The sequence below is a fragment of the Nocardia sp. NBC_01503 genome (genome assembly GCF_036327755.1).
Classification (GTDB): domain Bacteria; phylum Actinomycetota; class Actinomycetes; order Mycobacteriales; family Mycobacteriaceae; genus Nocardia.
Genome location: NZ_CP109596.1, coordinates 2,746,247 through 2,766,494 on the forward strand (window position 1 = coordinate 2,746,247; position 20,248 = coordinate 2,766,494).

A 20,248-nucleotide genomic window follows, 5' to 3' on the forward strand; every position below is an offset into this window, starting at 1 on the left:
GATCGTTTCGCGCGGAATTGGTGTCCAGTTCATCGCGGTCGATATAACCGGATGAGCCGCCCGAAACTGGCGCGGGGTGAAGTGATTCCGCATGCGGAACCGAAATTCGGAGCGATCGAACCCGATGGACAGACGACGGCTGCTGACTCGGCTCGCGGCGGCCACCGCTGGCACCCTGCTCGGATCGGGCGAGGCGCGCGCCGACTTCCCCTTCGGCGCCGGATCATCCGGCGGTCTGCTGCCGCCGAATCTACTTCCCGGAGCGACACTTCCGCCGATCGCACCGCGCGCCGCCATCGGCCCGGGCACCATCAGCGCGCTGCCCGGTGACGGAAACAGTATGGCGTCACCCAACCCGCTCCGTCATCCCGGCCACGAGCATGCCGGGATGACGGAGTGGGGTGTCAGGCGACGATATTCACCAGGCGGCCGGGAACCACGATGATCTTGCGAGGTTCCTTGCCGCCCAACAGCTCCGCGATCTTCTCGTCCGCCAGGGCGGCGGCCTGTACCGCGGCCTGATCGGCGGCGGCCGGGACGCTGACGCGGCTGCGGACCTTACCGTTCACCTGGATCGGGTACTCGACCGAATCCTCCACCAGCAGTGCGGGATCCGCGGCCGGGAACGGGCCGTGCGCCAGGGATGCGGTGTGGCCCAGGCGTTCCCACAGCTCCTCGGCGATATGCGGGGACATCGGGGCCAGCATCAGGACCAGGGGCTCGACCAGGGCGCGCGGTGCGCCGTCGCCGAAGTTCTTGGTCAGATAGTTGGTCAGCTCGATCAGCTTCGCCCCGGCGGTATTGTCCCGCAGGTTGGCGTAGTCGTCGTCCACACCGGCGATCGTCTTGTGCACCAGGCGCAGTGCCTCGCCCGAGGGTTCGGCGTCGGTGACCCGGATGGCGCCGGTCTCCTCATCCACCACCAGTCGCCATACCCGCTGCAGGAAGCGCTGCGCGCCCACCACATCCTTGGTGGACCAGGGGCGTGAGGCATCCAGCGGGCCCATGGACATCTCGTAGAAGCGGAAGGTGTCCGCGCCGTACGCCTCGTACATCTCGTCCGGGGAGACGGCGTTCTTCAGCGATTTGCCGATCTTGCCGTACTCCTGGAAGACCTCGATCTCCACACCGGACGTGTTGGTCCAGAAGAACTTTCCGCCCCGCTCCACGATCTCGGCGGCGGGCACGTACGCGCCACGCTCATCGGTGTAGGCGAAGCCCTGGATATAGCCCTGGTTGAACAGGCGGCGGTACGGCTCGCTCGAGGACACATCGCCCAGATCGAACAGCACCTTCTGCCAGAAGCGCGCGTACAGCAGGTGCAGTACGGCGTGCTCCACACCGCCGATGTACAGATCGACACCGCCCGGATCCCGCGGACCGTGCTCGGCGGTGCGCGGACCCAGCCAGTACTGCTCGTTCTCCTTGGCGCAGAACGCCTCCGAGTTGGTGGGGTCCGCGTAGCGCAGCTGGTACCAGGAGCTGCCCGCCCAGTTGGGCATGACATTGGTATCGCGGCGGTACCGCTTGGGGCCGTCACCCAGATCCAGCGTGACATGCACCCAGTCGGTGGCCTTGGCCAGCGGCGGGGACGGCTCGGAGTCGGCGTCGTCCGGATCGAAGGTGACCGGGGCGAAGTCCTCGATCTCCGGCAGTCGTACCGGCAGCATGGATTCCGGCAGCGCGTGCGCCGCGCCGTCCTCGTCGTAGACGATGGGGAAGGGCTCGCCCCAGTAACGCTGGCGGGCGAACAGCCAGTCGCGCAGCTTGTACTGGATGGTGCCCTTACCGTGGCCATTGGCCTCCAGCTCGGAGATGACCTTCGCCTTGGCGGCGTCGATCTCCAGACCGTCCAGATAGCCGGAGTTCACCAGGGTGCCCTCGCCGGAGTACACGGCCTCCGAGACATCGCCGCCCGCGACCACTTCCACGATCGGCAGGCCGAAGGCGGAGGCGAACTCCCAGTCGCGCGCATCGTGACCGGGGACGGCCATGATCGCGCCGGTGCCGTAGCCACTCAGCACGTAGTCGGCGATGAAGATCGGCACGCGTGCGCCGTTCACCGGATTGGTGGCGTACGAGCCCAGGAAGACGCCGGTCTTCTCCTTGCTCTCCTGCCGCTCCAGATCGGACTTCGCCGCGATCGACTTACGGTATGCGGCAACGGCTTCCGCTGGAGTGTCTGCCCCGCCGAAGGTCCAGCGGGCATCGGTGCCGGACGGCCAGGACGACTCGGTCAGCCGGTCGACCAGCTCGTGCTCGGGGGCCAGCACCACATAGGTGGCGCCGAACAGGGTGTCCGGGCGGGTGGTGAAGACCTCGATGATGTCCGAGCCCGCCTCGAACTTGACCTGCGCGCCGCGCGAACGCCCGATCCAGTTGCGCTGCATGGACTTCACATTGTCCGGCCAGTCCAGCTCGTCCAGGTCGTCGACCAGGCGATCGGAGTACGCGGTGATCCGCATCATCCACTGCCACAGGCGCTTACGGAACACCGGGAAATTGCCGCGCTCACTGCGGCCGTCGGCGGTGACCTCCTCATTGGACAGCACCGTGCCCAGACCCGGGCACCAGTTGACCATCGAATCGGTCTGGTACACCAGGCGATACGAGTCGACCAGGGCATTGCGCTCGGCCGGGGTCAGCTCGCTCCAGGCGCGGTCGTCGCCATTGATGGCGCGCTTACCGCTCTCGAATTCGGTGATCAGCTCGGCGATCGGGCGGGCCTTACCCTGACCCGCGTCGTACCAGGCGTTGTAAATGCGCAGGAAGATCCACTGCGTCCATTTGTAGTACTCGGGATCGGTGGTCGCGAAGGAGCGGCGGCGATCGTGGCCCAGGCCCAGTCGATCCAGCTGACGCTGCATATTCGCGATATTGGATTCGGTGGTCACCCGCGGATGCGCACCCGTCTGCACCGCGTACTGCTCGGCGGGCAGGCCGAAGGCGTCATAACCCAGGGCGTGCAGCACATTCCGGCCGCGCATGCGATGGAAGCGCGCGAACACATCGGTGGCGATATAGCCCAGCGGATGTCCCACATGCAGGCCCGCACCCGACGGGTACGGGAACATGTCCTGCACGAACAGTTTGTCGGCGGGGGTCTCGCCCCGCAGCGGGCCTACCGGATTGGGCGCGTGGAAGGTGCCACGCTCCTGCCACGCCCGCTGCCACTTCTGTTCGACCCGGCCCGCCAGTTCGGCGTTGTAACGGTGTGCGGGCACATCGCTGGCCCCACCCGCCGCCGCGGTGGGTGTGTCGGTTGCACGAGTGTCCTGCACGGTCCTGCCTTCTTATTCCTAGCCGATCCCCGATAAGGTCGCTCACCAGGGTAAAGCGTGCACACCGCTGCGCCCAAAAGGGGTAACGACCTCGCGCACCAACGCACCGGGGAGAAATATTCGAGGTTCGCGGCCGTCCCGCTTCCGGACCGAGCGGAGGGAGGGAAGCGGCGGGACACCCAGGGCCGCGAGCCCTACCGGAGCGGAGCGGAGGTAAATTGAACGCCGTGTTGGTTGTCGCGATGATTCTGTTTGTTCTGTCGGCTGTCGCCGTGGTCACCGGAGTGCTCGGACTGACCGGCACGCTGCCCGGCAACCGCTATTTCGGGGTGCACTCCGAGGCCGCGGTGAAGTCGGAAGAGAACTTCAAGCTGGCCAATCGCGTGGCCGCGCCGACCACCATCGTGGCCGGACTGCTGCTCGCCGCCGGTGCGGCGGTCGCGCTGGTCGGCGGCGGTATCGCCGGGATTCTGATCCCGCTGGCGGCCGTGGTCATCGCGTTCTTCACCCTCGGCGCGGGTGCGCTCGCCGCCGAGAAGGCCCTCGAGGCCGCGGCCCCCGCCGAAGAGGTCGGCGGCTGCGGTAGCGCCTGCGGTTCCTGCTCGCTGCGCGATACCTGCGCGCCCGCCACGAACTGATTCCGCGACCGATCCGTTCCTAGCGGAGGCTTTTGCGCATCCAGATGTGCGGGATGCCCGCGTCATCGCCGATCTCGCCGTACGCCTCGTAGCCGAGCCGCTCATAGAAGCCCCGGGCGTGGGTCTGCGAATGCAGTTCGATCGCACTGAGACCACGCTCACGCGCACGCTCCTCGATGGCCCGGACCAAGGCCACGCCCACACCGGTGCCCCGCGACTCCGGCAATACCGCGAGGCGGCCGAGCACGCCCACGTTCTCGCGCACGAGCAGTCGGCCCGCGCCCATGGGTTGTCCGTCGAGCCGGGCGAGGAAGTGATCGGCGATGGCGTCCAGTTCGTCGAGCTCCAACTCCTGCGGTACACCCTGTTCGGCGACGAACACCTTCATCCGGATGTCGTACGCGTCGGCCAGGTCCCGCTCGGTGCTGACGGTGACTACCTCGATCATGCGGCCAGCATGCCTCAGCGTGCGGTGTCACCCTGTGCACAGGGTGGGGTGGGGACGGTCCGGGAGAGCGGACTCCCGGCCGGATTCAGGTAGAGCACGGTGAGCCGCACCGGACGCGCACCGGGATTGCGGGCCAGGTGCGCGTGCGCGCTTCCGCTCGGTTCGCGGAAGATCCGCCACGGGCGTTTGGTGACCGGTACGCAATCGGTGCCCGGATGGTATAGCGGACCGCCGGTGACCAGGACGAACAGTGTCCCGTCGTGATAGTGCCAGCCGCTCTGCCCGCCGGGACCGATGATCGTCTGACGCAGTACGAATTCCCTACCGGCGCAGGTGAATCGGATCAGTTCACGGCTGCGGGTACCGAATGCCGGGGCCGGATTCGCCCGGAAGCCGCGCTCGGGATCTCGTGCCAGGAATGCCATGGACGAATGATCGCGCAGTGGCGGCCGACTCGACAGCGCGACCGCCCACGCGTCCTCCGGCGAGTCAGTGGTCGTCGTAGTGCCCGGCGTGCGCCGCGTGCCGGTGGCCGTCATGGATGTAGTCGACGTGATCGCCGTGCGGCACCGCGACATGCCCGCAAGCCGGGCCGTGCTCATGGTCGTGGCTGTCATGGGTGATATGCCCGGCGGGCTCGCACTCGTCGAAATGGCCGTCGTGTTCGCGATGCAGATGGCCGTCGTGCACATAGTCGATATGGTCGCCGTGCGGAACGGCTACATGCCCGCAACTTGGACCGTGAACATGATCATGACCGCTATGAGCGGCATGAACCTGCGACATGGAACTCCCTTTCCGAGATGGACAGGACAATCCAGCAAACAGGTACGGACATTAGCACCCATGCATCTGTCGAGACCGGGGTACCCGGCGCATGCGTTCTCGCCGAACCGATGTCCGTGCCGATTCAGCGATTTCGCCAGCGCCGCAGCGGATCTCGTGAGCCGCGCGCCGGTGCGGGCAGTCCGAGCGCCGATGCGAAGGCCGCGGCGTCGGCGGCCGTCGAGTTCTTGGGGCGACTGCTCGCCCACTCCATGAATTTCGCGGTGAAGTCACCTCCGCAGGCATGTGCCAGTAGCGGAAACCGCCGCGCCACCTCGTCCGCGCGCTTGTGCAGCAACGCGTGCGCGGTGGCGGAGATATCGGCCGCGTCGAATCCCGCGGGCACCGAAGCGCCCGCGACCAGGGCGCGCACCAGGGCCGCCTGCTGTTCCGCGAGTCTTCCGGATGGGTTGGGTGCGGATTCTCCCGGAGCCCCCTCACCCGCGACGCGTCCGCTCACGGCCCGGTCGCTCATGCGGAGAGCGCGGGGCGCAGGTGGATGGGTGGGCGGCCGGAGGCGGTGGCGATGGAATTCAATTCGGCCGCGAGTTCCGCTGCGGGGGGATAGTTTCCGTCTCGTTCGAGCATGAGCGGGACCGGACGATCCGCGGTGAATTCGGCGACCAGTGCCAGCACCTCGGCGGGTACCGGGTGCGAATGTGTGTCGTGGTACCGGCCGCCCATCTCGTGCCCGCCCGCGATATGGCAGTAGGCGAGGCGTTCGGTCGGCAGTCGCAGTAACTCGGTGAGCGGATCACGAGATCTGTTCCGCGCGTTGGCATACAGGTTCGCGATATCGATGAGAAGGTGAACGCCGGTACGCTCCACCAACTCCTGGAGGAACTCCGCTTCGGTGAACTCCGCGTCCGGCCATTCGAACAGTGCGGCGATATTCTCCACGGCCAGGGGCACGTCCAGCTCACCCTGGGTGCGGGAGATATTGCGCGCCAGCACATCCAACGCCTCGCGCGTGCGCGGCACCGGCAGCAGATGCCCGGCCTCCACCCCATCCGCGCGTACGAAGGCGATGTGCTCGCTCACCAAAGGCGATCCCAGCGCCCGCGCGCACTCGGCCAGAAGTGCGACCCGATCGGGATCCACCGCCTCCGCCCCGCCCAGTGACAGTGAAATGCCGTGTGGCACTGCCGCCATACCACCGGCTATGAGCAGCGCGAGCTCCTCCGGGACCGCGATAGCGCTGTGCCGCCGACGCTTTCGCGCGGCCGCGTGCCCCCGGTCCGGCGTGACTGGTGCGCGCCGCCGCACGCGCAACGCGCCGAACCAGCCGCCGCGCCGCGAACCAGCATGCGGTGCCAGCGATTCCGCGATGACCTCACAGAATCCGATCCCGTCCAGCGCCGCGATCATGCCGCAGATCTCGGGCCGCCAGCCGACTCCGATCGCCCCGGCCGGCAGCGGATTCTTGGATTCGGGTCGCCGCACTCGATCCGCGGTTTCATCGGCGGTGCGGACGGTGGGCGTCATCCGCCGCAACCTCCGCCGCCGCAGCTGCTTCCACAACTGCCGCTACTGCAACTGCTGCCGCCGCCGCTGTCGCCGCTCGAGCAGTTGGAGCTGGAGCTGGAGCAGCTGCCGCCCGAGCCGCTGGCGCCGCCCGCGGCGAGAGTGCCGGTGGCGCCGGCCAATCCGGGGTCGAGGCTCCACAGCACCATGGCGCCGAACAGGGCGGTGGCCATGGCGGCGCTATCCGGACCGTAGGCGGCGTAGGCGGGGGCGTTATTGGGGCGCAGGTGGCCGTTGCGCTGCATGGATTCCTGTTTGGCGATGCGGCCGCGACGGGTCAGCCGGGGTGCGCGCTGGACCAGGAACGCGCAGCTGAGCACCACTACGAGGGCGAGTGCCAGGTATCCGATGGGGTGCCGGTTGGCGATACCCGCGAACATGCGGACGATGCCGAAGACCAGCAGTGCCCAGAGCGGAAGCGCCGACAGCAGCAGCGCCTTTCGCTGTTCACCACCGATCAGGTAGCCGCGATCGGTGAGCGAATTGCGCAGCGCCGCGATCGATTCGCGGCTGGCGCGGGCGAGGTGGCCGACATGCCGGTGGCGCGCATCGGCGCCGACCATGTACCGGTGCATGCTGCGCGACACCTGGTCCAGGCTCTGCTGTTCGGTACCGCTGGGTGAGCGTGTGGGCGCACCGGTGGAGTCGATGAGTTGATGCCCGCGCAATTGGGCGAGTCCGGCGAGCACCGGCCGCCGATCGTCGAAGAGCATGGCGGTCTCGACCGGCGACAGGGCGGTGGCCAGATGCGCCCGGGAGTGGTCGGTGCGAATGATCCTGGCCCGCTGGGTGAACCCGTATACCGCCGCCGCCAGTCCCAGCAGTACGTACCCGGCGAGGAACTGTGGGCCGGAGATACCCCAGGTATCGGCGGCGATCCGGCTCGCGGCCAGTGCGGTCCCAGGGACCATGGCGTCTCCACCCCCGTGCGTTCGAACAGTCGATCACCACCAGTATCGCCGTCCCACGGGTGGGATGTTAATAACGGAAATATCGGGCGATTAGCCTGGTTCGGTGCGATTTCTCAGCAAGTTCTACATCGACGGGTTCATTCTGTCGATTCTCGCCGTGGTCGTTCTGGCCAGCCTCTTCCCGGCCCGAGGCGAGGCCGCCGAGGTGGTGGGCTGGCTGACGAAAATTGCCATCGCATTGCTGTTCCTGCTCTACGGCGCACGCCTGTCCACCCATGAGGCGATCACCGGCCTCAAGCATTGGCGACTGCATGCCACCGTGCTGGCCTGCACCTTCGTACTCTTCCCGATTCTCGGTGTCGCGGCCCGGGTGCTGGTGCCGCACATCCTGACCGAGGACCTGTATACCGGTCTGCTGTTCCTGTGCCTGGTGCCGTCCACGGTGCAGTCCTCGATCGCCTTCACCTCGATCGCCAAGGGCAATGTGGCGGGCGCGATCGTGAGCGCGACGCTCTCGAATCTGCTGGGCGTCTTCCTGACTCCGGCCCTGGTGATCCTGTTGATGAACACCACCGGTCAGACCCGGGTGGATCTCTCCTCGATCGTCGATATCGTGCTGCAGCTGCTGGTCCCGTTCTTCCTGGGCCAGTTGATCCGGCCGAAGGTGAAGGGTTTCCTGGCCCGCTATGCCGAGCCGACGAAGCTGGTGGACCGCGGCTCCATCCTGCTGGTGGTGTACAGCGCCTTCAGCGCGGGCATGGTGGAGGGCATCTGGCATGCCATGTCGCCGTGGCGGATTCTGCTGCTGGGCCTGGTCTGCTGTGTGCTGCTGGCGATCGTGATCGCCGTGACCTCGGCGCTGGGCCGGGCCCGGCACTTCGATCGCGGCGATCGGATCGTGGTGGTGTTCTGTGGTTCGAAGAAGTCACTGGCCACGGGACTGCCGATGGCGACGGTGCTGTTCGCCGGTCACCCCATCGGCCTGATCGTGCTGCCGCTCATGATCTTCCACCAGGTGCAGCTGATCACCTGTGCGGCGCTCGCACAGCGCTGGGCTCGGACCGCACCGTGAGGGAGAGCACCCGGCTGTCGTCGCGGCGCAGTGGGCGCGCGCCATTGGCGGGCCGGGCGGCCAGGGCGTGCAGGACCGCCCGTCCGGCGGCCGGATCGCCGACGGCTATGCGGGCGCTGCCGTCCGGATAGCGTTTGGCCACGATTCCGGCGCGCGCCAGCGCCGGGGCCACCTCGCGCCCGGGTAGATAGAGGAAGTTCGCGCTACTGCGCGGCACCCGAATACCATTGCGGCGCAGGGCGGTACGCAACATCTCCCGTTCGGTGGTGATGCGCAGGATGCGTTCGCCGAGCTCGGCCGCGGCCGCGTATGACGCGCGCACCGCGGCCACGGCGGTGGTCTGCACACCGAACGGCAGTTGCAGTCGGCGCACCCGCCGCATCAACTCCGGAGCCCCGAACGCGTAGCCGATGCGCAGTCCGGCGAGCCCGTACGCCTTCGAGAAGGTGCGCAGCACCAGCACATTCGGATGCCGTCGCACCAGCTCCACGGCATCGAGACCGTCCGCCGCACCGAGGAATTCGATATACGCCTCATCCAGAATGACCGGCACCCTCGCCGGGATCGTGCACAGGAACGCCTTCAGTTCACTGGCCGCGACCACCGTCCCGGTCGGATTGTGCGGTCGGCATACCGCCACCAGTCCGGTGCGCTCATCCACCGCCCGCGCCATGGCCCACAGGTCCTGGCGGCCCTGGCCGTCCAGGGGCACCGCCTGCGAGCGCAGCCCGACCATACCGCTCATGATCGGATACCCGTCGAAAGTCGTTGTGGCGAAGACGAATCGGGTACCGGGGGCGGGCACGGTCTGCATGATCTGCATGGCCACCCCGGTCGCACCCGAGCCGACCACCACCTGTTCGGCATCCACGCCGAGATGCTCGGCGATGAGTAGTGGCAGCTGCCGCGGCAGGAACTCCGGATACCGATTCGCCTGCAGCAGCGCGTCATCGATGGCCCGCAGCACCGAAGGCAGTGGTGTGAACGGATTCTCGCTGAGGCTCAGATCGAAGCGCACCGTTTCGAAGCGGTACGCCTCCAACGGCGCACTCATCTCGCCGCTCCCCAGCGCACCGCGGCCGCGCCGGCGAAATCTCCCGCGTGTGCGAAGGCCGACATGAGCACCACCGAACCATTGCGGAGTCGGCCCGCCTGGTTCTCGGTGTCGAGGGTGACGGGAATGCCCGCGGCGAACAGGTTTCCGCACTGGTCGAAGGTGTCCGGATGCCGTTCGGCGGGCAGCTCCAGCGCGTCATGCCAATTTCGCAGGAACAGCCGGTTCGGCTGATTGGTGACCAGGGTGTCGATGTCCTGGCTCTTCACCCCGATGCGCTTGCACACCTCATGCGCCACCTCCGGCACCAGCCGGTTCCCGCGCGCGAACACCTTGGCCACCTTCGATTCGGTGAAGCTCACACAGCCCTGGCCTTCGCCCGGTTCCCAGTATTTGCGCTCCGACCCGGTGCTGAACTCCATATCCCCGGCGAATTCGGGGTAGGTGCGGCATTCGATATCGAGAATCGGCGCGCTGCCGTCCTTGACGAGCAAGCCGACGCCGCAGCCGTCCCCGGGCACGGGCGCCTGGGCGAGTTTGCGGATCTCGGTCTGGGTGAAGACCGGACCGGCGCAGTTCTGGGTGGCGACGATCAGCGCGGTGCGCGCGTCGGTGGTCTGCATGATGGTGCGCGCCAACCACATCATGTGTACGAAGGCGGCGCAGCCGCCGTTGTGCACATCGAAGACGTAGTGCGGGTTCATATTCAGTCGCCGCGCCAGTTCACCGCCCGCGCCGAGCACCGGATTGTCCGGCAGCTGGGTGTGCGTTAGCAGGATGTCGATATTCGGAAGTAGCTGTGTCCCATGGCGATCCACGAGGGGGGCGACGGCCCGCTCGGCCATATCGACCACGGTCTCGTCCCGGCCCCGATGATGTCGGGCCTTGGGCGCGCGGAACATGACGTTCTTGGCCATGCGCTCCGAGCGCGAGAACTGCGTGAAGTATTCGGTCCCGACCGGCTCGCCCGGCAGATAACTGGCCACATCGACCAGGCTGACCGGGGGCGGGGAGGTGAGACGAGGGTCCGTGAAATCCATGGCGCGCCTACCTATTTCATCCAGTCGGGGGTGATGGGCAAACCGTTCGAGGCGCGGTACTCGGCAATCGCCTTGAGATTGTCCAGCTCCAGCTGATGCCCCGCGGAGAACATCTCCCAGAAGTCGCCCACCCAGACCTTGCGGCCCTCGGGTGCGGTGTCCTGGTAGGGATTACGGTCGTAGAACGGGTGATGGCAGTTCGTCCACAGCACCACCGATCCGGGCTTGTCGAACACCACCTGGGCGTCGACCACCCGCATCAGATAGACCATCCACAGGTGCTCGCCCTGATCCCAGGCGCAGTGGTAGTCCACGGTCATGGCATCGGGATTGGCGACGGTGCGGGTATAGATCTTCGTATTGGGGCCCAGCCGGTCATACGATTCCCACAGCCCCGGCTCCTCGGTCTCGGTGAAACCGCGCAGACTGTACGTCCACTCCTCCAAAGACCTGGTGTCCGCGAGGTATTCGTACAGGTCCCGGGGTGGGCAGTCGATATACCCCTGCACCGGGCAGTAGTCACCGAAGATCTGGTCGTGGGGATACACCGAGCGGAGCATCTCCAGAATGACGGGGGTGGTGGCCTCGCGGTCCGAGTTCTCGATCCGCAGGAGTCCGGGCACCACCCCCTCCGGGATGTCGCTGAGTGCTGGCAGGGCGCTGGTGGTCACGATTACCTCCTCGGTGCCGTCAAAAACGGCGTGAAGGGCGGGATTTCGTCGGGATCGCAGTCGATGGCGATGAACGACGGCCCGGGACTGCCGACGCAGTGCCGAAGTGATTCGGCGAGCTCGGCTCGGGTGATGGGTGCGTGTGTGCACAGATCCGGGAACATGGCTGCCAGACCGGCGCCCGGATACGCCGGTCGAAATCTGTTGAAGCTGTACCTATCCCCGTAGTACAGCTGTTCGCGAGTTATGCACATGGCATGTGCGTTGTTGTTGAAGACGATGAAGGTGATCGGCAGGCTGTGTTCGATGGCGGTGTGAATCTCCATGCCGTGCATGAAGAACGCGCCGTCACCGGCGATGACGAAGGTGCGGCGCATGGTCCCGTCCGCGCGCTCGTGTCGCGCGAACGACGAGCCGATTCCGGCTCCGAACGCATAACCCATGCCGCCCATCCCCAGGGCGACCGTGAATCGGCCCGCGCGCGGCAGTCGCAGATGATGCACGACTGCCGCACCGGTGTTTCCGGCATCGGCGAAGACGTCCGACCCCTCGGGCAGCGCCTCGTTGATGGTCTCGACCACTTCCCGGTAGCGCAGTCCCGGACCATTCGAGGCCGGGACTCGCAATGGGGTGAGCGAGGTTTCGGATCCCACCGGTTCACTGAGCACCGGTTCGCCGCGTGAGTTGTGCAGGTGAATCGGTGTGGCAGCGGTGAATTCGCCGATCAGCTCGGCCAAGGTCAGCGCGAGATCGGTGCTGTGCGCGTGGATGGCGGTCAGGAACGGAACCTGTGCCCCGATGCTGGCCAGGGGCACTTCGGCCAGCGGACCCTCCAACCCGGCCCGCGCGGTGACCGGCATGCGGGTGCCGACCAGCAGGCACAGCGTGGCCCGGTGCAGGGCATCGGTGAGTTCGGGATGACCCATACTGCCCGCGATACCGCGGTAGCCGGGATCGTCGTGGTGGTAGACGTCCTTGGCATCGGGTGCGACCCCCACGGAGGCATCCAGCACCGTGGCCAACTGTGCCAGTTCGCCACGGGCGGCGTCGCGAGCGACCTGGTCTCCGGCGATGATCACCACCTTGCCCAGGGCGCGCGCGGCACGCAGGGTGTGCAGGACCCGGCGCAGGCTCTCGGTATCGCGGCGGTACAGCGGCGCGGGCGGGGTGAAGTTCGGCGCGATCAGCTCGGCCTGCTGAATATCCTTGGGCAGCAACAACACCGCCGGTCCGCCGTGCCGCAGGGCCTGGAAGGCTCGGGTGAGGTGAACGGGCAGGTCGGCGGGGGCATCGACACGCGCACAGTAGTGCGAGATCGGCCGGAACAGCCGAACGGCGTCGAAGGATCCGGCCTGCCCGCTCGTGTCCTGAAAAGCGCCCTTGCCCTCCAGGACGGTCGGTGGCTGTCCGACCAGCGCGAGCACCGGGACGCGCGAAGCGAAGGATTCGGCGAGCCCCGCCACCAGATTCACGGCCCCGCCGCCGGAGGTCGCGCACACCACCCCGAAGCCAGAGGTGGATCGCGCGTACCCATCCGCCATGGTGGCCGCGGAGAACTCGTGTTTGGCGACCACCGCCGTGATCGCATGCCGATGGTCGAAGGCCGCGTCGTAGAGATCCTCGATATTCGCGCCGTCCACTCCGAAGATGTGCCGCACGCCCACCTCGGAGACCGCTCTGACCAGGTGATCCACGACCCGTGTTCCGTTGTGCATGAGGCGGCTCCCTTCGGTGCCTGACACCGGAGTCCCGAGTCTGTTACCCGAGATACGTATGTGGGTTGTAGCCGGTTCAATCCGGTTGCCCGTTTCGCCGCTCCTGAACCTCGCTCGCGAGATTCGGGACCCTCTTCGAGGGGGTTCGGGGGCGAAGCCCCTGAGAGTTCAGAGAGTTTCACCCGCCCTCTTGCCATGTATGTATACGTCTACGTATAGTTGGCTCATGCCGAACAAGACGATCTACGTATCCGATGAGGACCTCAAGCTGTTTCAGCGAGCGCAAGAGCTGGTGGGGGGAAATCTGTCGGGCGCGATCGTGACGGCGCTGCGCCGCTTCATCGAGCTCGAGGAGGGGCGCATCGAGGGCTACGAAGAGGTGGTCCTCAAAGTGGGTAAGGAAGGCACTCGGCAGATTCGTTTCTCCGGCGCCCTGCTGAGCCACTGGCACCAGGTCGGCGACCATCGTGTCGAAGACATTCGGGTGTACCGCACTCGCAAGGGCGCGTTCGCGGTGCACAGCCACTTCTCCAACTGGAGTGAATTCCCGGCCGATACCAATCCGCTCAAGGACTGGAAGCAGTGGCGACGCTTCCTCGGCTTGGGCGAACAGGATTGGGGCGATTACGACTTCGAGGTCTTCGAGAAGATCGAGGATATGCAGGGCAAGATCCCGGATCGGCTGTACGCCCGTGTGCTCGACGCCGCCGATCACTCGAGTATCGAAGAGCTCGACATCTGACCGATAACTGATCCACAAGCACTGTGGCACAACTGAATAACCCGCTTTGTCCGCAAGCCTCGGCGGACACGGCCCAGCTTACGCATGCATTCATGCATATCTATTGATGAGAGGGACGCCCATGAATCCCAACTACGGCCCAGCCGCGATACAGGTCGCGGGCCTGTGCAAATCCTTCGGAGAGCACATCGTGCTCGACCGCATCGACTTCACCGTTCCGCAGGGCAGCATCTTCTCGCTGCTCGGGCCGAACGGCGCGGGCAAGACCACCACCGTGCAGATCCTCTCCACGCTGATCAAGTCGGACGGCGGCGAAATCACCGTCGGCGGTTACGATCTCGCCACCCAGCCCGAGAAGGTGCGCTCGAGCATCGGGGTGACCGGACAGTTCTCCGCCGTGGACGAACTGCTCACCGGCCGCGAGAACCTCATGCTCATGGGTGACCTGCATCGGCTGCCGCGCGGTGAAAGCCGTCGCCTCGCAGCGGATCTGCTGGAGAAGTTCGATCTGGTCGATGCCGCGGACAAGGTCGCCTCCAGCTACTCCGGCGGTATGACCCGCCGCCTGGATCTGGCCATGACACTGGTCGGGGATCCGCGCATCATCTTCCTGGACGAGCCCACCGTCGGCCTGGATCCGCGCAGTCGCCGCGCCATGTGGGACATCATCCGCGAACTGGTCGCGGGCGGGGTCACCATCTTCCTCACCACCCAGTACCTGGACGAGGCCGATCAACTGGCCGACCGCATCGCGGTGCTGTACCGGGGTCGCCTGGTCGCCGAGGGCACCGCCGATCAGCTCAAGCGGCTGGTCCCGGGCGGATATGTGAAACTCGATTTCAGCGATCGCGCCGAACTCGACTTGGCCGCAAAGGCTTTCGGCGATGCCGCACAGGTCAATGGTGATCTCACCCTCGCCATTCCGAGTGACGGCGGCGTGCGCTCCATGCGCGAGGTACTCGACCGCCTCGATGCCGCCCGCATCGAACCCGCCGGCCTGTCCGTGCACACCCCCGACCTGGATGACGTCTTCCTCGCCCTGACCGGCGGCCACTCGACCGATAAGGAGAACGCGAAATGAGCACAGCAGAGCGTAGCGATTCGATGAGGGGCGGCGGTCGGGTGACGGGTGGGCGTTCCCTGGCAATGACTTTCACCGATTCCAAGACCATGTTGCGCCGGAATCTGTTGCACGCCAAGCGGTATCCGGCCATGACCATCAGCATGCTGGTGATGCCCATCGTCATGCTGCTGATGTTCAACTACATCTTCGGCGGTGCGCTGAAGAACTCCACCGGCGGCGAGAAGTACATCCAATACCTGACCCCCGGCATGATGCTGATCATTCCGGCCTACATGGTCGCGGGCATCGCGGTGGGCATCTCCACCGATATGACCAAGGGAATTGTGAATCGCTTTCGCACCATGCATATTTCGCAGCCCTCGATCCTGACCGGATCGGTGCTGGGCAGTGTGATCCAGGGCCTGCTTGGCACCGTCGTCATGACCCTGGTTGCCGTCGCGATCGGCTTCCGCTCGGATGCGAACGCACTGGAGTGGGTGGCCGCCTTCGGGCTCATCGGCCTGACCCTCTTCGCACTGAACTGGCTCGGCGCGGGCTTCGGCGTCATCGCGCAGAATCCGGAGAGCGCCAGCAACCTGCCCACCCCGATTCTGCTGCTGCCCTTCTTCGGCAGCGGCCTGGTGCCGACCGACACCATGCCCGCCGGTGTGAAGCAGTTCGCCGAATACCAGCCCTTCACCCCCATCACCGAAACCCTGCGCGGCCTGTTGCAGGGCACCGAGATCGGGCACAACGGCATCCTCGCAGTCGGCTGGTGCCTGCTGCTGGGTGTTATCGGATATGTCTGGTCCACCTCGGCCTTCAAGCGGAAGACCAGCTGAAATCGACACTGCGCGAAGCGAAGACGGCGTACCCCACCGGGGTGCGCCGTCCTCGTGCGTTCAGAGTCGTGCCGGGTGCGTTCAGAGTCCGGCGGCCAGCAGCACCTTGCCCGACGAATTGCGGATCTGGACGTTCTTCACCTGACCGGGTGCGGCCGAGGTGGTGCCGTCCGGAGTGAAGACCTGGCCCGGTTTCGCCGTCCACTCCGCGAGTTTGGACTGCGTCCCGTCCTCGCGCACCACCCACAGCGACAGCTGCCAGGCGTAGATCTCATTCGACTGGGGGTAGTCGCACCACATGTCCACCCGGGTTTGGCCATTCACCGTGAGCAGTTTGAAGGTCGCGACGATTGGTGTGTCCACCTGTGCCTGCAGTGGCCCCTCGGCCACCACCTGCTGCATCGACGGGTTGCCGCGATCGACGACGGTGGCCGTCACCGGAACGGCGATCAATGCCGCCGCGGCGGCCGCCGCCACCGCACCCCCGACGGACAGAAACCGTTGCCGCCTTTTCCTTTTCGCGGCGTGTTCGGCCAGGGTCGGCAGCATACGGTCCGGCGGCGGCGGAATCTCGGTCGACGGATCCTGCTGTGCCGCAATGGAAAGCGCGGTTTCGGTATCGACCAGCGCGAGCAGTCCGGGCAGTCCGGCCAGCTTCGAGGTGGCGGCGCGACAGTGTTCGCAGCCCGCCAGGTGCTCTTCGTATTCGCGGCGCTCGTCCCGGGCCAGAGCGCCGAGCACATACGCGCCGTCCCACGTGGTGTAGCCGTCGCAGAGGTCGTGGCCCTCCGTCATCTCGTCACCCCCATCTCCTGCAGCACCAAACGCAACGCCCGCATGCCGTAGTGCATACGGGATTTCACCGTCCCCTCCGGAATCTCCAGCTCCCCCGCTATCTGCGCGGTGGACAGGCCCCGGTAGTAGGCGCGGACGATGACATCACGGTGATCGATGCTCAACCGCGCCAGGGCATCCGCGACCAGCCACCCGTCCAGGGCGCGGTCCGACTGATCCGGCGTCGGCACCTCCGGCGGATGGTCCGTACGGAACTCCCGCCGACTGCGCGCGCTGCGATGCTCGTCCACCGCCAGGTTACGGGCCACCGTGAACAGCCAGGCCCGCGCCGAGGTGGTGGACTGATCCAGCACATTCGGTCGCTGCCAGGCCCGCAGCAGCGTCTCCTGAACGATGTCCTCGGCTCGGCCCGGATCACCCACCAGGCCGAACGTGTACCGCCACAGCGCTGCCGCGTGCTCCTCGTAGAGAACGCGGAGCAATGCGGCCTGGTCGTCGGGCATCGGTCACCTCCGCACCCTTCACGACACAGACCGTGCCGACGGTTCAGATCAGTTTCGTTCCAACTCGATAGGGTGCGTCGCCAGCAGCGATAACGGCAGCGGTTGGCGGCGCAGCACCTGCGCCCAGAGATCGACGCGGCCCGCCAGCGGGTCGCTCGGAAGCGCCGAGAGCACTATCCAGTCACCACGATCCAATTCACCCTCGAGCTGGCCGAAGGTCCAACCGGCATAACCGGCGAAGACCCGCACGCCCTCCACCAGCGGGGCGATACTGTCCGGATCCGAGTCCAGGTCGACCAGGACCACCCGGCCGTCCACCCGGCGCAGGCCGGGAACTCCGTCGAAGGCCATGCCCACCTTCACCGTGGCCAGGCACAGGGCGGCATCGCGTTTCACCGGGCCGCCGAGGAAGAGCGCGCGCGGTGCGGCGGCCAGATCAGCCCAATTCGGTAGTACGTCGTGAACCGCGGTATCGCTGGGGCGGTTCAGGACCACGCCGAGGCTGCCCGCGTCATTGTGTTCGATGATGTACACAATGGTGCGCCGGAAGGATTCCTCCATCAGATCCGTCGCCGACACCAGCAGGGTGCCAGGTCGAACCACCTGGTCCTCATGCCGGAATTCGCGTCGAGAACGGTCACCGTGTTCCTCTGCGCGTGCCACCAAGCCATCATCGCACCGGCACAGCACAATTGCGTGGCCAAATTTCGGACGCGCGCAATTGCGCCGCCGAATTGCGGCCTATACGGGTGGAAACTCCGCTCTGCGGGCCGGGATCGAACCCGGCTAGGGTGACGGCATGGGAGCTCCTGAGGTCGTCCTCGAGAACAGCGACGCGGTGTACGACTTCTATCGCGATCATCAGCAGAACCTGGTCAAGGCCAAGGCCGCGTACTGGTTGCTGGGGCGGCGGTATCGGCCGCGCATCTCGTACGCGCCGGGGGCTCGGGAGCGGCTGCGCGAGTTGATCTCCCAGAAGCGGCCGCTGCTCATCGCGGTCAATCACCTGTCCCAATTGGATCCGTACACGGTCGCCGCGGCCGCCTGGCGCAGTGCGCTGCGACCGGTGATCGGGCGGACCCGGGTGCTGGCCAAGGACGAACTCTTCCTGGAATCGGAGTTGCGAGCGCGCATCGACATGATGGGCGGCATACCGGTTTTCCGGGGTAAGGACCATGGACTGCGCGCGGTCAACGCCGCCGGACAGCGCATGATCGATATCTGCGCGGAGCGCATGGCCCGCGGCGACGGGGTCGCGGTCTTCCCCGAGGGCACCTGCAATGACGTCGATCCCACCCAGGTGCAGACGGTGGGAACCGGTATCGGGCACATCGCCTTCCGTGCCAAGAGGCTCGGCGCCGATCCGGTGCTGGTGAGCCTCGGACTCAGCTACGGTTCGCGCACCGACCCGACGGTGGAGCCGAACAAGGAAGAGGCGAAGTCGGCCAGCTTCTACTTCGGTGTGCCGGTGCCCGCGCTGCCGAGTAAGCCCGCCGAGATCACCCGGGTGGTGCGCGACGAATTGCAGACCGCACTCGACGGTGCGGTCGCGGCCTACTAGGCGATTACTGCGGCAGATTCAGTCGCTGCCGCGACCACATCGGCACCAATGCCAGGTACTCCGGCCGGGACTCCACGAAATGGTGCACCATCGGGCACATCGGCAGAATGCCGAATCCGGCTTCGCGGGTCTGATCGAGCGCACCCTGGACGAGTTTGCGACCGTAGCCCAGGCCCTCATGCTGTGGATAGATCTCGGTGTGCACGAAGGCGCGCTCATTCGCGGTGTCCTGATATGCCGCGACGCCCGCGAGCATGCCGTCCACATACAGCTCGAAGCGATCAAGTGCGGCATTCTTGCGGACCTCGACAGACGCAATCGACTCACTCGGCATAATGCCAAGCTAACCCGATTACCAGGCAATTTGTCCGTATCTCGAATTCGCGCTCCGGGCGTGTCGCGCCTGGACATGCCGCACCGGCGCGGAGTGATCACACTGTGTGGGTGACACACGCCGGACCGCGCCGGGTGATCCTCGCCCCGGACAAATTCAAAGGCTCGCTCACGGCCGCGCAGGTGGCCGCCGCGCTCGCCGCGGGTATCGAACGCGCCGCACCCGGGACGCGGGTGCGGCAGTTGCCGATCGCCGACGGCGGGGACGGAACGGTCGAGGCCTTCCTGGCGGCGGGATGGGAACGGGTAGCGCTGGAGGCTCCCGGGCCGACCGGTGCACCGGTCGCCACCGCGTATGCCAGGCACGGCGGTACCGCGGTGATCGAGTTGGCGGCAGTGGTCGGATTCGCGAAACTACCTGGCGGAGAACAGGATCCGCTGGGCGCGAACACCTACGGCCTCGGTGTGGCTATCGCCCACGCGCTCGACCATGGCGTTCGCGATATCGTGCTCGGCCTGGGCGGCAGCGCCTCCACCGACGGCGGTGCGGGCATGCTGGAGGCGCTCGGGCTGCGCATCAGGGATGCGTTCGGAACCGAATTGCCCTGCAATGGAAGACTTCTCGGGCACGGTGATCGAGTGGATCGCACCGGCCTGCACCCGGCGCTGGCCGATACCCGCATCACCCTCGCCAGCGATGTGGACAATCCGCTGCTGGGTCCGAACGGTGCCGCCGCGGTATACGGTCCGCAGAAGGGGGCGACTCCCGAGCAGGTCGCGATTCTCGAAGCCGCACTGTCGAATTGGTCGATTCTCATCGGCCGCGAATGGGCGGACCGGCCAGGTGCTGGCGCGGCGGGCGGTACCGGATTCGGAGCCATGGCGGTGCTCGGCGCGGTGCTGCGCCCCGGTATCGATGTGGTGCTCGACCTGGTGGATTTCCCGGCCGAGATCGCCGGAGCCGATCTGGTGGTAACCGGTGAAGGCTCCCTCGACTCGCAGAGTTTGAACGGTAAGGCCCCGATGGGTGTCGCCGATGCCGCTCGCCGCGCGGGGATTCCGGTGGTGGCGGTCTCGGGTCGGCTGCGACTCACTCCGGAGCAGCTGCGCGACAACGGATTCGCGGCTGCCTATGCGCTCACAGACCTCGAACCCGATCCCGCGCGTTGTATGTCCGATGCCGCCACGCTGCTGGAGCGCGTCGGCGCAAGCCTGGTCACGCGATAGGAG

General features: G+C 66.5%; 23 protein-coding genes. 8 read left to right on the top strand and 15 right to left on the bottom strand.

The window, feature by feature from the left end:
- Positions 1 to 124 precede the first annotated feature (124 nt).
- Complete coding sequence (locus tag OHB26_RS12325; RefSeq protein ID WP_330184306.1) at positions 125 to 445, top strand: hypothetical protein; 321 nt, start codon at positions 125 to 127, stop codon at positions 443 to 445.
- On the opposite strand, the gene leuS is transcribed toward OHB26_RS12325, so the two are convergent.
- A complete protein-coding gene (gene leuS, locus OHB26_RS12330; RefSeq protein ID WP_330184307.1) occupies positions 405 to 3,281 on the bottom strand; it encodes a leucine--tRNA ligase in 2,877 nt (958 codons plus the stop codon). The genes OHB26_RS12325 and leuS overlap by 41 nt on opposite strands.
- 242 nt (positions 3,282 to 3,523) lie before the next feature.
- Here leuS and OHB26_RS12335 point away from each other — a divergent pair, with 242 nt between their 5' ends.
- Positions 3,524 to 3,919: an SdpI family protein gene (locus OHB26_RS12335; RefSeq protein WP_330184308.1), complete on the top strand. Its 396-nt coding sequence runs from the start codon at positions 3,524 to 3,526 to the stop codon at positions 3,917 to 3,919.
- Between the two features lie 19 nt (positions 3,920 to 3,938).
- Here OHB26_RS12335 and OHB26_RS12340 read toward each other — a convergent pair whose 3' ends face one another.
- The 6 genes from OHB26_RS12340 to OHB26_RS12365 all read right to left on the bottom strand — a co-directional run bounded on the left by OHB26_RS12340 (position 3,939) and on the right by OHB26_RS12365 (position 7,627).
- Positions 3,939 to 4,367, bottom strand: coding sequence for a GNAT family N-acetyltransferase (locus OHB26_RS12340; protein ID WP_330184309.1), 429 nt, complete (start codon positions 4,365 to 4,367; stop codon positions 3,939 to 3,941).
- A gap of 14 nt (positions 4,368 to 4,381) precedes the next feature.
- Positions 4,382 to 4,906: a cupin domain-containing protein gene (locus OHB26_RS12345; RefSeq protein ID WP_330184310.1), complete on the bottom strand. Its 525-nt coding sequence runs from the start codon at positions 4,904 to 4,906 to the stop codon at positions 4,382 to 4,384.
- Positions 4,857 to 5,153, bottom strand: a complete 297-nt coding sequence (locus tag OHB26_RS12350) for a hypothetical protein (RefSeq protein ID WP_330184311.1) — start codon at positions 5,151 to 5,153, stop codon at positions 4,857 to 4,859. Before OHB26_RS12350 ends, OHB26_RS12345 begins: the two co-directional genes overlap by 50 nt.
- A gap of 124 nt (positions 5,154 to 5,277) precedes the next feature.
- Complete coding sequence (locus tag OHB26_RS12355; RefSeq protein ID WP_330184312.1) at positions 5,278 to 5,667, bottom strand: hypothetical protein; 390 nt, start codon at positions 5,665 to 5,667, stop codon at positions 5,278 to 5,280.
- Entirely contained in the window at positions 5,664 to 6,677 is a 1,014-nt protein-coding gene (locus OHB26_RS12360; RefSeq protein WP_442942924.1) for a DUF692 domain-containing protein, read from the bottom strand. Before OHB26_RS12360 ends, OHB26_RS12355 begins: the two co-directional genes overlap by 4 nt.
- Positions 6,674 to 7,627 carry a TIGR04222 domain-containing membrane protein gene (locus OHB26_RS12365; protein WP_330184313.1) on the bottom strand — a complete coding sequence of 318 codons (954 nt, stop codon included), beginning with the start codon at positions 7,625 to 7,627 and terminating at the stop codon, positions 6,674 to 6,676. The genes OHB26_RS12360 and OHB26_RS12365 overlap by 4 nt, the downstream gene beginning before the upstream one ends.
- 103 nt (positions 7,628 to 7,730) lie before the next feature.
- Between OHB26_RS12365 and OHB26_RS12370 the strand changes: the two genes are divergently transcribed.
- Positions 7,731 to 8,699 carry a bile acid:sodium symporter family protein gene (locus tag OHB26_RS12370; protein WP_330184314.1) on the top strand — a complete coding sequence of 323 codons (969 nt, stop codon included), beginning with the start codon at positions 7,731 to 7,733 and terminating at the stop codon, positions 8,697 to 8,699.
- Here OHB26_RS12370 and OHB26_RS12375 read toward each other — a convergent pair.
- The 4 genes from OHB26_RS12375 to OHB26_RS12390 are packed head-to-tail and all read right to left on the bottom strand — an operon-like array spanning position 8,653 to position 13,179.
- Positions 8,653 to 9,753, bottom strand: coding sequence for an aminotransferase class I/II-fold pyridoxal phosphate-dependent enzyme (locus OHB26_RS12375; RefSeq protein ID WP_330184315.1), 1,101 nt, complete (start codon positions 9,751 to 9,753; stop codon positions 8,653 to 8,655). The genes OHB26_RS12370 and OHB26_RS12375 overlap by 47 nt on opposite strands.
- A complete protein-coding gene (locus OHB26_RS12380) occupies positions 9,750 to 10,793 on the bottom strand; it encodes a 3-oxoacyl-ACP synthase III family protein (protein WP_330184316.1) in 1,044 nt (347 codons plus the stop codon). The genes OHB26_RS12375 and OHB26_RS12380 overlap by 4 nt, the downstream gene beginning before the upstream one ends.
- 11 nt (positions 10,794 to 10,804) lie before the next feature.
- Entirely contained in the window at positions 10,805 to 11,464 is a 660-nt protein-coding gene (locus tag OHB26_RS12385) for an SRPBCC family protein (protein WP_330184317.1), read from the bottom strand.
- 2 nt (positions 11,465 to 11,466) lie between these two features.
- A complete protein-coding gene (locus OHB26_RS12390) occupies positions 11,467 to 13,179 on the bottom strand; it encodes a thiamine pyrophosphate-binding protein (RefSeq protein WP_330184318.1) in 1,713 nt (570 codons plus the stop codon).
- 226 nt (positions 13,180 to 13,405) lie between these two features.
- Here OHB26_RS12390 and OHB26_RS12395 point away from each other — a divergent pair, with 226 nt between their 5' ends.
- The 3 genes from OHB26_RS12395 to OHB26_RS12405 all read left to right on the top strand — a co-directional run bounded on the left by OHB26_RS12395 (position 13,406) and on the right by OHB26_RS12405 (position 15,826).
- Positions 13,406 to 13,921, top strand: a complete 516-nt coding sequence (locus OHB26_RS12395) for an EXLDI protein (RefSeq protein WP_330184319.1) — start codon at positions 13,406 to 13,408, stop codon at positions 13,919 to 13,921.
- A gap of 121 nt (positions 13,922 to 14,042) precedes the next feature.
- Positions 14,043 to 15,002: an ATP-binding cassette domain-containing protein gene (locus tag OHB26_RS12400; RefSeq protein WP_330184320.1), complete on the top strand. Its 960-nt coding sequence runs from the start codon at positions 14,043 to 14,045 to the stop codon at positions 15,000 to 15,002.
- Positions 14,999 to 15,826, top strand: a complete 828-nt coding sequence (locus OHB26_RS12405) for an ABC transporter permease (RefSeq protein ID WP_442942925.1) — start codon at positions 14,999 to 15,001, stop codon at positions 15,824 to 15,826. The genes OHB26_RS12400 and OHB26_RS12405 overlap by 4 nt, the downstream gene beginning before the upstream one ends.
- Positions 15,827 to 15,907: 81 nt before the next feature.
- Here the strand turns inward: OHB26_RS12405 and OHB26_RS12410 are convergent, their stop codons facing one another.
- The 3 genes from OHB26_RS12410 to OHB26_RS12420 are packed head-to-tail and all read right to left on the bottom strand — an operon-like array spanning position 15,908 to position 17,787.
- Positions 15,908 to 16,621 (bottom strand): anti-sigma factor family protein, encoded by a 714-nt coding sequence (locus OHB26_RS12410; protein WP_330184321.1) that lies wholly within the window; start codon positions 16,619 to 16,621, stop codon positions 15,908 to 15,910.
- On the bottom strand, positions 16,618 to 17,124 hold the full coding sequence (locus tag OHB26_RS12415; RefSeq protein ID WP_067571976.1) for a sigma-70 family RNA polymerase sigma factor: 507 nt from the start codon (positions 17,122 to 17,124) through the stop codon (positions 16,618 to 16,620). Before OHB26_RS12415 ends, OHB26_RS12410 begins: the two co-directional genes overlap by 4 nt.
- Before the next feature lie 48 nt (positions 17,125 to 17,172).
- Positions 17,173 to 17,787: a YqgE/AlgH family protein gene (locus OHB26_RS12420; protein WP_330184322.1), complete on the bottom strand. Its 615-nt coding sequence runs from the start codon at positions 17,785 to 17,787 to the stop codon at positions 17,173 to 17,175.
- A 136-nt stretch (positions 17,788 to 17,923) separates the two neighbouring features.
- On the opposite strand from OHB26_RS12420, the gene OHB26_RS12425 reads away from it, so the two are divergent.
- Positions 17,924 to 18,685: a lysophospholipid acyltransferase family protein gene (locus OHB26_RS12425; RefSeq protein ID WP_330184323.1), complete on the top strand. Its 762-nt coding sequence runs from the start codon at positions 17,924 to 17,926 to the stop codon at positions 18,683 to 18,685.
- A gap of 4 nt (positions 18,686 to 18,689) precedes the next feature.
- Here OHB26_RS12425 and OHB26_RS12430 read toward each other — a convergent pair whose 3' ends face one another.
- On the bottom strand, positions 18,690 to 19,019 hold the full coding sequence (locus OHB26_RS12430; protein WP_330184324.1) for a GNAT family N-acetyltransferase: 330 nt from the start codon (positions 19,017 to 19,019) through the stop codon (positions 18,690 to 18,692).
- Between the two features lie 110 nt (positions 19,020 to 19,129).
- Between OHB26_RS12430 and OHB26_RS12435 the strand changes: the two genes are divergently transcribed.
- A complete protein-coding gene (locus OHB26_RS12435; protein ID WP_330184325.1) occupies positions 19,130 to 20,245 on the top strand; it encodes a glycerate kinase in 1,116 nt (371 codons plus the stop codon).
- The last annotated feature ends 3 nt before the right edge of the window (positions 20,246 to 20,248 follow it).